This is a genomic window from Pontibacter indicus, from assembly GCF_900156345.1.
Taxonomy (GTDB): domain Bacteria; phylum Bacteroidota; class Bacteroidia; order Cytophagales; family Hymenobacteraceae; genus Pontibacter; species Pontibacter indicus.
On record NZ_FTPP01000002.1, the window covers coordinates 344,749 to 359,536 of the forward strand.

Sequence of the window (14,788 nt, forward strand, 5' to 3'; positions counted from 1 at the left end):
CATATGCGCAGCATCGCTCTCGACTTAGGCAACACAGGAGGCAAATTCGGCATCTTTGAAGAGGATGCCCTCGTCTCGCAAGGCAATTTCACAGAACAGAACGGGCTGCCGCAGGAGGTAGCATCCCAGACGTTTGACCATGCCATAATTGCCTCGGTGAGTGGCGGCGCATTAGAACAGGTAAAAGCAGGGCTGTCAGTGTCCGGAAGCATCATTGAGCTTTCGGCGCAGACAGCCCTGCCTGTTTCCAACGATTACAAGACGCCGGCAACACTGGGTGCCGACCGCATCGCAGCCGCTGTGGCGGCCCATTATTTCTTCCCGGGGCGCAATTGCCTGACGATTGACGCCGGCACGGCCATCACCTACGACTTTATAGACGCACGCGGCCATTACCAAGGCGGAGGTATAGCACCCGGCATCCGGATGAAATTCAAGGCCCTGCATAATTTTACAGGCCGACTCCCGTTAGTACAAGGAATCCACGAAAATTTTCCTTTGATCGGGCAGACCACGCAGGAGTCGCTGGAGAGCGGTGTGCTGGGCGGTACGGTGGCCGAGGTAGAGGGAATTATCAGCGCCTACCGTCAAAAAACAGATAAACTGGTGGTTATACTTTGCGGAGGAGACGCAGGATTTTTTGAAAGTACCATAAAACACCCCATCTTTGTAATTCCTGAACTGGTCCTGATTGGGCTTCAAAGAATATTGAGACATAATGTATAAAACGCTCCGTTTACTCTTTTGCGCATCCGTGCTCTGCCTGGCGCAGGGCGTGCAGGCGCAAAGCATCGGTAACTCGCCTTACTCCCGCTACGGACTGGGAGAACTCAACACCAACTTAGGCAATCTGCGCACTGCAGGTATGGGCGATGTGGGCGTAAGCACCGGAAACAGCTTTCAATCCAATACGGCCAATCCGGCACTCCTTTACTACAACAGCATCACGGTGTTCGACGTAGGTGTGACAGGTAGGTATAAGACCCTGAAAAATGCCAGCCAGTCGCAGCGCGACGGCGATGCCAACCTGACTTACCTGACCCTCGGCGTGCCGATTACCAAGCGCTGGAGCTCTGCCCTTAGCCTGCGCCCGTACAGCTCGGTTGACTATAACATCAAAAACGTGGGTTCTTTGCCGAACAGGCAGGAAGCCGTGGTGATTAGCGAATACAAAGGCGAAGGAGGCATTTCAGAGCTTTACTTTGGGCACGGCGTCCGAATCGCGGACGGTCTGACACTAGGTGCCAGCGCCTCATACCTGTTTGGCACTATTTCGCAGGAGTCTTCCTCCATCGTGGCAGACACATCGATCAGCAACGCCTCGCTGGAGCGCGTAGCCTACGTGGAGCGCACCCGCTATTCAGATTTCATGTTCAGGGCAGGAGCCAACTACCGCAAGAAAATAGCCGACAAGGCCTATATGAGCGCAGGGGCGGTGTACGCACTAGGCACCGACCTGGGCGCAAAACGCAACTCGGCCTACGAGCGCCGCGACCTGGGCGATGGCCTCAAGGGAGTGCCTATGCTGCCCGACAGTGTAGAGTCATCGGTAAATGTGCCGCCAAGCCTGACTGCCTCTATCAGCTACGACAACGGCTCTAACCTAACCATTGCAACAGAGTTTATGACGCAGGACTGGTCCGACTACCGCAACCTGGATGGGGAGCACGAATTGGGCAAAAGCTACAAGATCGGTTTCGGTACGGAGTTCACCCCTAACCCAACGGCCATCGACAGCTACTTTAAGCGCGTTACGTACCGGGGCGGCCTACGCTACGGCCAAAGCCCATACATTGTGAACGGAGAAAACATCAAGGATATGGCCGTTACGGGTGGCGCAACACTGCCAATAGGACGCGGAAATTACTTTGAGCCTCCCTTTCAGTTGAACATCATGATGGGCTATGGCAAAAGAGGCACAACAGATCAGGGCCTGATCGCCGAGAACTACTTTCAGTTCGGAGCGGGCGTTACAATCAACAGCCGCTGGTTTGTAAAACGCCGAATAGAGTAAACCATTTCGACTTTAAAAGCATTATTAAAACAGGCCGTTCTGACGACGGTCTTTTTTAATTTTTAGTATCTTCACTTTCGATAAGGATAAAAAGCATGCCGAGATCTATTTTTTCAGTGCTGATCGCCTTGCTGGCCCTATTGGCGACAAGTTGCGGAACAGACCTGAGAGACCCGGACCAGGAGAAAAAATACGAAGGACCGTTTCGGGAAACAGCCAATGTGCTGACCCTCTACAGCGACTCTGCCAAAGTGATGGTGAGGCTGCAGTCCCCGATGCAGGAGGACTATGAAAATGGCGATGTGGTTTTCCCGGACGGCATTGATGTGGAGTTTCTGGAAGAAGGGGAGAGGGTGACCTCGACGCTGCGTGCCAACTACGGCAAGCAGGAACGTAACAAAGACCTATACCTGGTGCGGGGCAACGTGATCGTGCACAACCTGCAGAAGCAGGAAAAGCTCGAAACCGAAGAGCTCTACTGGAACAAGGCCAAAGCCCAAATCTACACAGACAAGTTTGTGAAGATAACGACCCCCGAGGAGATCCTGATGGGACACGGGCTGGAGGCCAACCAGGACTTTAGCAATTATAGAATCAAAAAAGTAACGGGCGTATTCAGCCTGAAAGAATAATGAACCAAAAACTGGTTAATACCATTTTATTATCGTTGGCCTTTGTGGCCATGGTGATAGGCGTGCACAGAAGCATTGCGGAATCCGACATAGCCAGCAATTACTGGATTTACATGATCGGCTTTATGCTCTACATCGTGTACCACTACCGCAAGAAGAAACAGACCGAGTAGTCTGTAGCATCTTATGATAGACCCCGACCAGATACTGTTACTGCTTTTTGCGCTGCTGGCCTGTGCTTTTTTCGCAGGTATGGAGATCGCCTTTATGGCGGCGAACAAATTGCAGATAGAGCTCGACGAGAAAAACAACGTCCTCTCCGGGCGCATCCTCACCCACCTGCTGCGGCACCCTACCCACCTGTTGGGCACTACCCTGATCGGCTATGTTCTCTCGCTGGTGCTGTACGGCTTCGTGATAGCAGGCATCCTCTATACCTTGTTTCAGGCCTGGCTGCCGGGCGCACTGCAACTGGCGCCGCTTATGCTAGTGTTACAGGTGCTGGTGGCTTCTGTCTTTGTGCTGCTCACCGCCGAGTTTCTTCCCCGCAGCCTCTTTGCCATCAACCCCAACCGCATGCTCGATGTGCTGGCTATACCTATGCTGGTGCTGTACTACCTGCTATACCCTGTGGTCATCCTGTTGATGAGACTGAGCAAGTGGATTGCGGAGCGGATACTCAAGATCGAGTTTTCGGACGAGCACCCGGTGTTTGGGGCAACAGACCTGCACGCCTTCATTAAGAACAGGCTATACCATCCGGTGGAGGAGGGAGCCCCGGAAGTAGACCAGGAGATATTTCATAATGCGCTGGAGTTTAAGAAGGTGCGCGTGAAGGAATGCATGGTGCCCCGGACGGAGGTAAAAGCGGTAGAAGTAAACGATGCGGTAGAGCTGCTGCGTAACACCTTCATCAAATCCGGGCACTCCAAGATATTGGTATACGAAGACACGATCGACAACATCATCGGCTACTGCCACCAGCTCGACATGTTCCAGCAGCCGCGTCACATCCGCGAGATACTGTCGCCGGTAAGCCTGGTGCCGGAAAGCATGCTGGCCAGCGAGTTGTTTTTGCGCTTCGGCACCGAGCACCGCACCGTGGCCGTGGTGGTGGATGAGTTTGGCGGAACGTCCGGCATTGTGACCGTGGAGGACGTGATTGAGGAGATTGTGGGAGAGATACAGGACGAATACGACTACGATGGCCTGCTCGAGCAGGTGTTCCCGGCCAAGCACCTATACCTGCTGAGCGCCCGCCACGAAATCGACTACCTCAACGACAAATACGAACTCAACTTGCCCGAAGGCGAGTACGAGACGCTGGGTGGCCTGATCTTCTCGGTGCTGGGCGAAATACCGAAGGCAGGCGATGTGGTGGAGCTGCGGCCTTTCACGGCTACCATTCTGTCGATGGATGACAACCGCATCAATGCCGTGAAGCTCTTCAAAGACCCAGACTTACAGGCAGATGGCGTATTTTAAACAGATACGCACAAAATTTTGAATTTTTGCACGATTAACCTTATTTTGCACATCCTTTATCATTCGTATAACACATGGCATTAATTAACAAGATTAGAGAAAAGTCGGGTTGGGCTGTTGGCGCTATCGCCATTGGACTTGGCGTATTTGTAGTAGGCGGCGACCTATTAGGGCCAAACTCCAGACTTTTGGGTAACGATGCGACGACCGTAGGCGAAATAGCCGGCGAGGAAATAGACTACCAGCGTTTCGACATGGTGTTCCAGCAGATCAAGGCTCAGTACGAAGGACAGGTGCAGCGTGCCGCCACCGAGAGCGAAATGGCCATGATGCGTGAGCAAGCCTGGAACCAGCTAATCTTCCAGATTGCCCTACAGAAAGAGTACGACCGCCTGGGCATTGAGGTGTCAGAAGAAGAACTGGCCGACATGGTACAGGGTAACAACATCCACCCATCGGTTCGTCAGGCCTTCACCAATCCGCAGACCGGTGAGTTTGACCGCAACCAGATAATTCAGTACCTGCAGAGCCTGGACCAGACAGGTGGCCGCCCAATGTGGGTTAACTTCGAGCAGAGCATCCTCAGCGATCGTATCCAGACCAAGTATAGCAACCTGCTGACCAAGTCGGTGTACGTAACAGGGGCTGAAGCAAAGAAGCACTTCGATGCGCAGAACACGATCGCCGACATGAAGGTGCTCTATATCCCTTACTTCTCGATTGCTGACTCTGCTGTGAGCGTAACAGACGCGCAGCTGAAAGACTACTATAACCGCAACAAAGAGCTATACAAGGTAGAAGACGGCCGTACGTTGGAGTTTGTGACCATTCCGGTTGCTGCCTCTACCGACGACATGAACTACTTCCAGGAAGAGCTGAAAGACCTGACAACGCAGTTCGCGGCATCGACCAACGACTCTGCTTTCGTGAACACGCATTCCGACCTGCCTTACGACGGCACCTACCTGCACACTGCAGAGCTGCCTGAGCAACTGCACAAAATCGCGCCGCTGGAAGAAGGCAAGGTATACGGCCCTTATAACGATGGCGATACCTATGCTTTGTACAAGATCATGGACATCAAGGACGGTAGCACGAACACAGCCCGCGCCAGCCACATCCTGATCAAGCCGGAGAACGACTCACCGGAAGCGAAGCAGGCGGCTCTTGCCAAAGCGAAAGACATTCATACGCAGATCAAAAACGGTGCTGATTTCGCGGCAATGGCGGCACAGCACGGTTCTGACGGTACTGCATCAGTAGGTGGTGACCTGGGTTACTTCACAGAAGGCCGCATGGTGCCAGCTTTTGAGAAAGCGGTGTTCGGCGCTACTGCTGAAGGCCTTCTGCCTGCTCCAGTGGAGACAGAGTACGGTTACCACATCATTAAAGTAACGGCTCCTAAGTCGAAGCGCACGTACAAAGTGGCTGCCGTGCAGCGCTCACTGGATGCCAGCGACGCCACCCGCGACCAGGCTTATGCCTTGGCTGACGAGTTGGCCGGCACAAGTCAGTCGACTGAGGAGTTCAGAGAGAACGTGAAGAAGAACGAAGCGCTTGCCATTGAATCAGTGCCAAACGTAGGCAAAAACAACGTGCTCGTTGGCAACCTGAGCAATGCCAGAGAACTGGTGCGTTGGGCTTACTCCAAAGACACATCAATTGGCGATGTATCGCCTGTGTTCGAGATCAACGACCAGTACGTAATCGCTACCCTGACTGGCAAGCGTGAGGCGGGCTACGCCAAGGTAGAAGACGTGAAAGAAGAGCTGACTGCTGCTGTTCGTAACGAGGTAAAGGCCCAGCAAATCATCGAGAAGCTGAAAGGCGCTACAGGTTCGCTTGACCAGATCGCAGCCAACTACGGTCCGGATGCCATCATTAGAGATGCTGCGGATGTATCGCTTGCCTCTGGTGCTATACCTGGCCTGGGCCTGGAGCCTGTGGCAATTGGCAGCGCCTTTGGCCTGAAGCCTGGCAGCCGTACCGCCCCGATCGAAGGACAGGGTGGCGTGGTGATAGCAGAGCTGGTTAACCTGACAAAGGCACCGGATGCACAGGATCTGTCTGGTGTGAAGGCACAGTTGGTAAACACCCGCACTTCGCGCGTAGAGACCAACGCATTCGAGGCGATCAAAGAGAAAGCCGACATTAAAGACAACCGCGTAAGATTCTTCTAAGACCTGCACGCTAGGTATAAGCAAAGGGCCGTTCCAGTGAGGAACGGCCCTTTGTTTTTGGTGGCTGGAATAGAATTATTCACTATCTTCATTTTTAAGGTATAACCTAAAATCAAAAAGCCCGGATACACGTTGTAAGAAATGATGCCTATACCTGCGAAGACCCGCTATACCTACCTGTTACTAGTCCTAGCCCTGTTCCTGCTGGCTATACCTGGCGCCATGGCCCAAAATCAGGAGCTGGCGCTGGCACGCGAGTACTTTAGCAAAGGCGAATACCAGAAAGCGGAGGCCATCTACAGCAAGCTGATCAACGATGAGCGCCTGTTCTCTGTCGTATACCCTGACTACCTGAAAACACTGCTGGCCCAGAACAACCACAAAGACGCCGAGAAACTGGTGAAGCGCACCATTAAGCGCTACCCCGGGCAGATCAATTACAACATCGACTTAGGCACCGTCTACCAGGCGGCCGGCGACAAAGCGGGTGCAGAGAAGCACTTCGACAAACTGATTGCCCAGCTAAAGCCGGAGGAAGTAATCGTGGCGGCCAGTGTGTTTGTGCAGCACGAGCTGTTCGACTATGCCGAGAAAACCTACCTGCGCGGCCGTGAGCTCAGCAAGAACCCCTACGAACACAACCGCTCACTAATCGCGCTCTATACCTTCCGGCAGAAACATGAGAACCTGATTGGCGAGGCACTCAACCTGTTGCAGGAAAATGAGAGTGAGCTGATTTATGTGCAGAACATGCTCCAGAACAGCATGCAGGACGAGAAGGTGATGGATGCGCTGGAAAAAGAACTGATTACCCGCGTGCAGCAGTATCCGGACCTGCTGGCTTACAACGAGCTCCTGATCTGGCTCTACATCCAGCGCCGCGACTTTTACAGTGCCCTGCTGCAGGCCCGGTCGGTGGACAAGCGCACCCGCAGCGGCGGAACCCGCGTGATGGAACTGGGTGCCATCAGCGCCCGCAACCAGGACTACCAGGGCGCCATTGAGGCCTACGAATACATCATCAAAGAATATCCGGACGGACCCTATTACCTGATTGCCCGGCAGCGGCTCATACACGCACGCGAGGAGCAGGTAGAGAACACTTTCCCGGTTGACCTGGACAAAATCAGGACGCTGATAACCGATTACGAAGCGCTGTTGGCGGAGGTGGGGCGCAATGCGCAAACCGTGGAGGTGCTGCAGCACATGGCCAATCTGTACGCCTTTCATCTGGATGAAAAAGACAAAGCCATCGCCCTGTTGCAGGAGGCCATCGCGATGCCGCGGGCCAAGCCCGACTTTGTGGCCGAGAGCAAACTCACGCTGGGCGACATTTACCTGCTGAAAGGGGAGCCCTGGGAGTCGACCCTGCTGTACTCGCAGGTAGAGAAGTCGCATAAGGAGACGCCGATCGGGCACGAGGCTAAGCTGCGCAACGCCCGCCTCAACTACTACAAAGGCGACTTTGAACTGGCGCAGGCCCACCTCGACATCCTGAAACTGGCCACCAGCCGCGAGATTGCCAATGACGCCATGGACCTAAGCCTGCTCATTACCGATAACACTGGTTTGGACACTTCTACCGTGGCCATGGAGGAGTATGCGGCCATTGAGCTGCTCATCTTCCAGAACAAGCTGGACGAGGCGCAAAACCGGTTGGACGCCATGCTGCAGAAATTCCCGGGCCACAGCCTGACAGACGAGATCTACTTCCTGAAAGCCAGCATCTACGAGCGTACGGGCGCGTTCGACAAAGCCATTGCCAGTCTGGAAAAAGTGGTGAGTGCGCCCGCAGACATCCTGAGTGATGATGCCCTTTACAAGATGGCCTATATTTACGAAGAGAACCTGAAAGACACGCAGAAGGCACAGGAGCTATACAACCAGTTTTTGGTGAAGCACCAAGGCAGCATTTTTGTGGCGGAGGCCCGCAAGCGTTTCCGCAATTTGCGTGGCGATGCGCCCGTGGTCAACTGACAGGTATAGCGCTCAGTCGTAAATGTGATACCACCAGCTGTTTAATCGGGTGTAACCCACAATGCAGTCAACTTAAGCAAAGGTTCATCTAACTGTCATCTCGAATGAAATGAGAGATCTGGATTATTTCAAAACTTAAGTAGTAATTCAGATTTCTCCCAGAAAGAGGGCGCCTACCCCCGGGTCCAAATGACAACAAATCTTTAGGTTGACAGCTTTGGTGTTACCCAGGCTAGTAAACTCTCATCCGCCCGAAGTACGTTTAATGGAGCATGCTATAAAAGTGCTTGCGAAAGGTATAAGCTGTTTTCTGGGCTACATCCTATGCAAAGAAAATAAACAGGAAGAGGATGAAAAGCAGGAAAAATCCATACATGATCAGGTCCAGCGAGTAGTTCTTATACTGCTCGTAAATTTCTTTGATTCGTTTCATGATCTGGTGAATTGTAAAACTGCAAATTACAAAAAATAGCGCAAAGGTGCAGTGTTATGAACGGCGGCAAAGCCAAATCCGGCGTAAAATGACTACCTTTGCAGCCGGGTTTATTTGTGAAGCAGCATATGGAGAAAAGGTGGGTATACAACGAAAGCGTGTCGCCGGAGAAGATCAATCATCTGGCCGAATCGCTCCGGATCAGCACTACGCTGGCCGACGTACTGTGCCAACGCTCTATCTGCACCTACGAGGAGGCCAAGGCCTTTTTCCGTCCCAACCTGCTCGACCTGCACGACCCTTTCCTGATGAAGGACATGCACCGCGCCGTCGATCGGCTGGCGGAGGCGCTTCACCGCTCCGAACGCATTCTGGTCTATGGCGACTATGACGTGGATGGCACCACCTCGGTGGCGCTCATGTATAGCTTCCTTCACACGCTCGCCCAACCCGGCCAACTTGAGTACTACATCCCGGACAGGTACAAGGAAGGCTACGGCGTTTCCACGCAAGGTATAGACTATGCCAAAGAGCAGGGTTTTACGCTCATCATCAGCCTCGACTGCGGCATCAAATCGGCCGATAAGGTAGCTTACGCCAAGTCGCTGGGTATAGACTTCATCATCTGCGACCACCACCTGCCCGATGAGGACATTCCGCAGGCAGTGGCGGTGCTGGACCCGAAACAGATCGATTGCCCATACCCTTACAAAGAGCTTTCGGGTTGTGGCGTTGGCTTTAAGCTGGCGCAGGCTTTCTGTATTCAGCAGGGCATCCCGCAAGAAGAAACGTTTAAGCTGCTCGATCTGCTGGTGGTGAGCATCGCTGCCGACATCGTGCCGATTACGGGCGAGAACCGAATCCTGGCTTACTATGGCCTGCAACTGATCAACGGACCGGGGCCGCTGCGACCGGGATTGGCGGCACTGAAAGAGCTGGCAGGTATAAGCGGCGAGATGGACATTACGAGTGTGGTGTTCGGCTTTGCGCCCCGCATCAACGCGGCAGGGCGTATGGGCGATGCGAAGCGCTCTGTGCGCATGCTGCTGGCCCAGACGAAGGCAGAGGCCTTTGAGATGGCCGATATCATCAACGAGTCCAACAAGGAGCGACGCGACAAGGACTCCAACATCACCAAAGAGGCGCTGCAGATGATCGCCGAGGACGAGTTTTTGCGAAACGCCAACTCCACGGTGCTCTACAAAGAAAGCTGGCACAAAGGCGTGATCGGCATCGTGGCCTCTCGCTGCATCGACCATTATTACCGCCCTACCATCATCCTGACGCAGTCAAACGGCAAGGCATCCGGTTCGGCTCGCTCGGTGCACGGTTTCAACGTACACGACGCCATCGAAAGCTGCTCCGACCTGCTCGACCAGTTCGGGGGCCACATGTACGCGGCAGGGCTGACGCTCCCAGTGGAGAACGTGCCGGCCTTCAGGCAGCGTTTTGAAGAGGTGGTGGCCCGTACCATTACCGAAGACCAGAAAATCCCGCAGATAGAGGTAGACGCGAAAATCAGGCTCAACCAGATCACCCAGAACTTTTACAAGATAATCAAGCAGATGGAGCCTTTCGGGCCAGGCAACATGAAGCCCGTGTTCGTGTCGGAGTGCGTGTACGATACCGGCAGTGTGCGTGTGGTTGGCGACAGTCACCTGAAGCTGCGCCTGACGCAGGACGGCTTCTACGACATCGACGCGATTGGCTTCGGCTTCGGCGACTTCTTCCGGCACATCTCCAAAGGTATACCGTTCGATGTCTGCTATACCATAGAAGAGAACGAGTTCAGGGGGAATGTGACGCTGCAGCTGCGCATCAAGGACATCCGGATGCAGAAGTAGTAAAAAGGGTTTCTCGCTTTTCCCCTAAGGTATAGCATGAGGACTTCATACTAAAAAGAATACCCATACAGCAGGATAAGACAAAGCGCGCACAAACCTATACCTGATAGGCCGAGTTTTAGAGAGCGGTTTCTGTAGGCCAGATAACCCAGCAGCACGCCTAGCGTTTCCAGTGTAAAGAGGAAAATCCGCAGCGGGAGGCTCATGGGATAAGAAAAGGTCTCTTGCTGCACCTCACCGAGCACCGCCAGGCTTTCTTCTGCCAACAGGTAGAAATAGGTAATCACGACAAGCCCAGCCATACCGATCAACACAGAAGCGAATCCCATTTTCATATACCTGCATTACGCACAAGCGGCAAAAATAAACGAATCGGGCCCTGCAGTTGTCTGCGGGGCCCGATTCGTTGAGGGTATGCTATGTTATAGCTGTTCGATGTTGTTGGCCAGGAGCTTCACGGCGGGCAGCTGCTCCAGTTCAGCCAAAATCAGTTTCTCCGGATAAGATATAAGCTTTGGCGGCACGCACATTAGGTTCAGGCTGTTGAGGTCGCCCACGAAGAAGTTCAGGTCGATGGCCGCATTCACGCCGGCTAACCTGCCTGTGTCGGTGTACTGCCAGAAGAGCCACTTGTCTTCGTGGTGAATGTCGGGCTCGATGGTGTTGTAGCGGGCGATCCAGAAATGATAGTCCTTGAAGTGCCCCTGCAGCCAGCGGCGGTAGAAGTTCTGATTGGTGTAGATGATGGGCTTTACGCCATAGTGCGCTGTGACGGCCTCCAACCAGATACGCATGTTCTTGCGCATGTCGGCAGGGGAGGTATGCTTCTCGATCACTTCCACGTCCAGCACGGGCGGCAGGTCGCCTTCCTCCAGCTCCACGGTGTTAATGAACATTTCGATCTGGCCCTGCACCGGGGCGGCAGGTATAAAAAAGTGATAGGCGCCCCGCTTGATGCCCACGCGCTTGGTCTCGGCCCAGTTGCGGGCAAAGTAGGGGTCCAGCCTGTAGTCGTCCTGTGTTGCCTTTACGAACGCAAACGTCACGTCAGCGTCCCGCACCTGGTCCCAGTCCACCTCTTTCTGCCACTTCGATACGTCTATACCTTTCAGACTTGAAGAAGTGATCATCGTCGTCTTGGTGCTAGCACTCGTGCTTTTGGCAGCGGTACTGTTCCTTTTTGCATTATCTGAGTTTCCGGAAGGAAGCCCAGCAAACATTAAAGAGAGCAATAAAGTGGAGTAGGTCACCTTGTGAGCGACCAGGCAAAGTAAAGCAAACATCATAAAGGCTGGTTAATCGGAATTCCAAACTAATAAGAAGACGCGAGACTAACAACAGTGTACCCGGAATAATTTCATTTATAAAATTAGACTTTCTGAATATAGAGAAAAGTGCATCTGCTGTTATACTTGTTTCAGGCAGGTATAAACTTGGCAGGATTCCTGCATTGCAGGACGGAACTAGAATGCGTAAATTAGCCCGATGATATTAAGAGCCGAACATCTATATAAAAAATATAAGTCACGCATGGTCGTGAACGACGTGAGCGTGGAAGTGAACCAGGGCGAGATTGTGGGTTTGCTGGGGCCGAACGGTGCCGGCAAAACCACTTCGTTCTACATGATCGTGGGACTGGTGAAACCAAACGAGGGCCGGATTTTCCTTGACAAGGAAGACATCACCGACCTGCCCATGTACCAGCGCGCCAAACGCGGCGTGGGCTACCTGGCGCAGGAGGCCTCCGTGTTCCGGCAGTTGACGGTGGAGGAGAACATCCTGGCCCCGCTCGAAATGACCAACCGCCCCAAGAAGGAGCAGCTTGAGAAAGTGGAGGAACTGCTGGAAGAATTCTCGCTCACGCACGTGCGCAAAAACAAAGGCATCGTGTTGTCGGGTGGTGAGCGCCGCCGCACCGAGATTGCCCGCGCCCTGGCCGTAGACCCCAAATTCGTGCTGCTCGACGAGCCCTTCGCCGGTGTAGACCCGATTGCAGTGGAGGAGATCCAGAGCATCGTGGCCAAACTCAAGAGCAAAAACATCGGCATCCTGATCACTGACCACAACGTAAACGAAACCCTTTCCATCACCGACCGCGCCTACCTGCTCTTCGAGGGCAAGATCCTGAAATCAGGCACCGCCGAAGAGCTTGCCGCCGACGAACAAGTGCGCAGGGTATACCTGGGCAAGCACTTTGAGTTGAAGAGGAAGATTTAATTGCTGATTGTTAATTGTTGATTGTTTTTCTCGTAGAGTGAAACCATGGACGAGAAAAAGCATCATCAGTTGAATGACATTGAGCCATATAAGGTGGCTTATAACCTGAGCAACTATGTATGGTCAAGAGTAGACTTATGGAGCCATTTCGCCAAGAATACCGTTGGCATACAGTTTACCACAGCTGTCGATAGTATTTCTGCTAACCTTGCGGAGGGCTTTGGTCGATATCACAAAAAAGATAAAATAAAATTCTACCGCTACGCGAGGGGTTCCGTTTATGAGTGCCATGACTGGACAGCGAAAAGCCGTGTTCGTAAATTGTTGAGCGAGGAAGAATATGAGCAAGTATTTGGAGTGTTGCAGAAATTACCCAAATTGATAAATGGTTTGATAAAGCTGACGAACGATAATCTCAAGGATTAGCCTAAAAACAATCAACAGTCAGCAATCAACAATCAGCAATTAACAATTTAGCCATCAAACGTTGGAAATAATCAACTCTATCGTGACGTGGGTGATGAAGAAGCGGATTCATGACATTGATCTGTTTCGGAAATACCCGCATGAAGTGCAGAACGAGCTGTTTCAGGACCTGATCAGCAAGGCAAAGGGCACGGAGTTCGGTAAGAAGTATGGCTTCGGCGATACGAAATCGGTGAAGACGTTTCAGGAGCGGGTGCCGATTGCCGCGTACGAGGATCTGTATCCCTACATCGAGCGGGTGATGAAGGGGGAGCAGAACGTGCTGTGGCCGAGCAAGATCGAGTGGTTTGCCAAATCGTCGGGCACGACCAACGCCCGCAGCAAGTACATACCTGTCAGCCCAGAGTCGCTGGAAGACTGCCACTACAAGGGCGGCAAAGACATGCTCTCGCTCTACGTCAACAACTACCCCAATACCAAGCTTTTCACGGGAAAGGGCCTCTCCATTGGGGGCAGCCACCACCCCAACGAGTTCAATGCCAAGACCTCATGCGGCGACGTGTCGGCGGTGATCATGCAGAACCTGCCCATCTGGGCCGAGGCCATGCGCACGCCCCCGCTTAAAGTCGCTCTCATGGACAAGTGGGAGGAGAAGATCGAGAAGATGGTGGAGGTGACCGTGCCCGAAAACGTGACCAGCCTGAGCGGTGTGCCTACCTGGACCTATGTGCTGCTGAAACGCATACTGGAGGTGACAGGCAAGAAGAACATCCTGGAGGTATGGCCGAACCTGGAGCTCTTCACGCACGGGGCGGTGGCTTTCGGGCCGTACCGGCAGCTGTTCAAAGAGATCATCCCCTCTGCCCAAATGCACTACCTGGAGGTATACAACGCCTCCGAGGGCTTCTTTGGCATACAGGACCAGCGCGACACCGAGGACGAAATGCTGCTCATGCTGGACTACGGCGTGTACTACGAGTTCATCCCGATGGACCAGTTTGACGAGGAAAACCCTAAAACGCTCACGCTCGACCAGGTGGAGTTAGGCAAAAATTACGCGATCGTGATCTCGACCAACGCCGGTTTGTGGCGCTATAAGATCGGCGACACGGTGCGCTTTACCAACCTGAGCCCTTACCGCATCAAGATATCGGGCCGCACGAAGCACTTCATCAACGCCTTTGGCGAAGAGGTGATCGTGGAGAACGCCGAGGTGGCTATTACGAAGGCCTGCGAAGCGACTGGCGCCATTATTTCGAACTTCACGGCCGCACCTGTGTACATGGAGAGCGGTAAGCGTGGCGGGCACGAATGGCTAATTGAGTTTGAGAAAGAACCCGACAGTCTGCAGACCTTTACCAAGGTGCTCGACGAAACCCTGCGCGAGATCAACTCCGACTACGACGCCAAACGCCAGAAAGACATCGCCCTGCAGGAGCCCATCGTGCACGCTGCCCCCAAAGGCACCTTCATGAACTGGCTCAGCAAGAAAGGCAAGCTCGGCGGCCAGCATAAAGTGCCGAGACTAAGCAACACCCGCGAGTATCTGGAGGAGATCCTGAATCTGGTTGAAAGTTAAG

13 protein-coding genes are annotated in these 14,788 nt (G+C 53.3%); 11 read left to right on the forward strand and 2 right to left on the reverse strand.

Annotated features, from left to right (window positions below; genetic code table 11):
* The first annotated feature begins 3 nt into the window (after window positions 1-3).
* From B0B12_RS10095 to recJ, 8 genes are all read left to right on the forward strand, one after another.
* Window positions 4-726 (forward strand): type III pantothenate kinase, encoded by a 723-nt coding sequence (locus tag B0B12_RS10095; RefSeq protein WP_076668494.1) that lies wholly within the window; start codon window positions 4-6, stop codon window positions 724-726.
* Window positions 719-2,014: a BamG family beta-barrel-assembly machinery protein gene (bamG, locus tag B0B12_RS10100; protein WP_076668497.1), complete on the forward strand. Its 1,296-nt coding sequence runs from the start codon at window positions 719-721 to the stop codon at window positions 2,012-2,014. Before B0B12_RS10095 ends, bamG begins: the two co-directional genes overlap by 8 nt.
* Before the next feature lie 95 nt (window positions 2,015-2,109).
* Entirely contained in the window at window positions 2,110-2,646 is a 537-nt protein-coding gene (gene lptC, locus B0B12_RS10105; RefSeq protein ID WP_076668500.1) for an LPS export ABC transporter periplasmic protein LptC, read from the forward strand.
* Window positions 2,646-2,819 (forward strand): hypothetical protein, encoded by a 174-nt coding sequence (locus B0B12_RS20310; RefSeq protein ID WP_170871846.1) that lies wholly within the window; start codon window positions 2,646-2,648, stop codon window positions 2,817-2,819. The genes lptC and B0B12_RS20310 overlap by 1 nt, the downstream gene beginning before the upstream one ends.
* 13 nt (window positions 2,820-2,832) lie before the next feature.
* On the forward strand, window positions 2,833-4,131 hold the full coding sequence (locus tag B0B12_RS10110; RefSeq protein WP_076668503.1) for a hemolysin family protein: 1,299 nt from the start codon (window positions 2,833-2,835) through the stop codon (window positions 4,129-4,131).
* 74 nt (window positions 4,132-4,205) lie between these two features.
* The gene (locus tag B0B12_RS10115) at window positions 4,206-6,311 is read left to right on the forward strand and encodes a peptidylprolyl isomerase (protein ID WP_076668506.1); all 2,106 of its coding nucleotides are present in this window, start codon (window positions 4,206-4,208) and stop codon (window positions 6,309-6,311) included.
* Between the two features lie 141 nt (window positions 6,312-6,452).
* Window positions 6,453-8,288: a tetratricopeptide repeat protein gene (locus B0B12_RS10120; RefSeq protein ID WP_244554672.1), complete on the forward strand. Its 1,836-nt coding sequence runs from the start codon at window positions 6,453-6,455 to the stop codon at window positions 8,286-8,288.
* Window positions 8,289-8,849: 561 nt separating this feature from the next.
* A complete protein-coding gene (recJ, locus tag B0B12_RS10125) occupies window positions 8,850-10,565 on the forward strand; it encodes a single-stranded-DNA-specific exonuclease RecJ (protein WP_076670227.1) in 1,716 nt (571 codons plus the stop codon).
* A gap of 50 nt (window positions 10,566-10,615) precedes the next feature.
* Here recJ and B0B12_RS10130 read toward each other — a convergent pair whose 3' ends face one another.
* Entirely contained in the window at window positions 10,616-10,900 is a 285-nt protein-coding gene (locus B0B12_RS10130; RefSeq protein ID WP_076668509.1) for a hypothetical protein, read from the reverse strand.
* An 87-nt stretch (window positions 10,901-10,987) separates the two neighbouring features.
* A complete protein-coding gene (locus tag B0B12_RS10135; protein ID WP_244554673.1) occupies window positions 10,988-11,695 on the reverse strand; it encodes a glycoside hydrolase family 25 protein in 708 nt (235 codons plus the stop codon).
* Between the two features lie 355 nt (window positions 11,696-12,050).
* Here B0B12_RS10135 and lptB point away from each other — a divergent pair, with 355 nt between their 5' ends.
* The 3 genes from lptB to B0B12_RS10150 all read left to right on the forward strand — a co-directional run bounded on the left by lptB (window position 12,051) and on the right by B0B12_RS10150 (window position 14,787).
* Complete coding sequence (gene lptB / locus B0B12_RS10140) at window positions 12,051-12,782, forward strand: LPS export ABC transporter ATP-binding protein (RefSeq protein WP_076668514.1); 732 nt, start codon at window positions 12,051-12,053, stop codon at window positions 12,780-12,782.
* Between the two features lie 45 nt (window positions 12,783-12,827).
* Entirely contained in the window at window positions 12,828-13,208 is a 381-nt protein-coding gene (locus tag B0B12_RS10145) for a four helix bundle protein (RefSeq protein ID WP_076668517.1), read from the forward strand.
* A 61-nt stretch (window positions 13,209-13,269) separates the two neighbouring features.
* Window positions 13,270-14,787 carry a GH3 auxin-responsive promoter family protein gene (locus B0B12_RS10150; RefSeq protein WP_076668520.1) on the forward strand — a complete coding sequence of 506 codons (1,518 nt, stop codon included), beginning with the start codon at window positions 13,270-13,272 and terminating at the stop codon, window positions 14,785-14,787.
* Window position 14,788 lies beyond the last annotated feature (1 nt).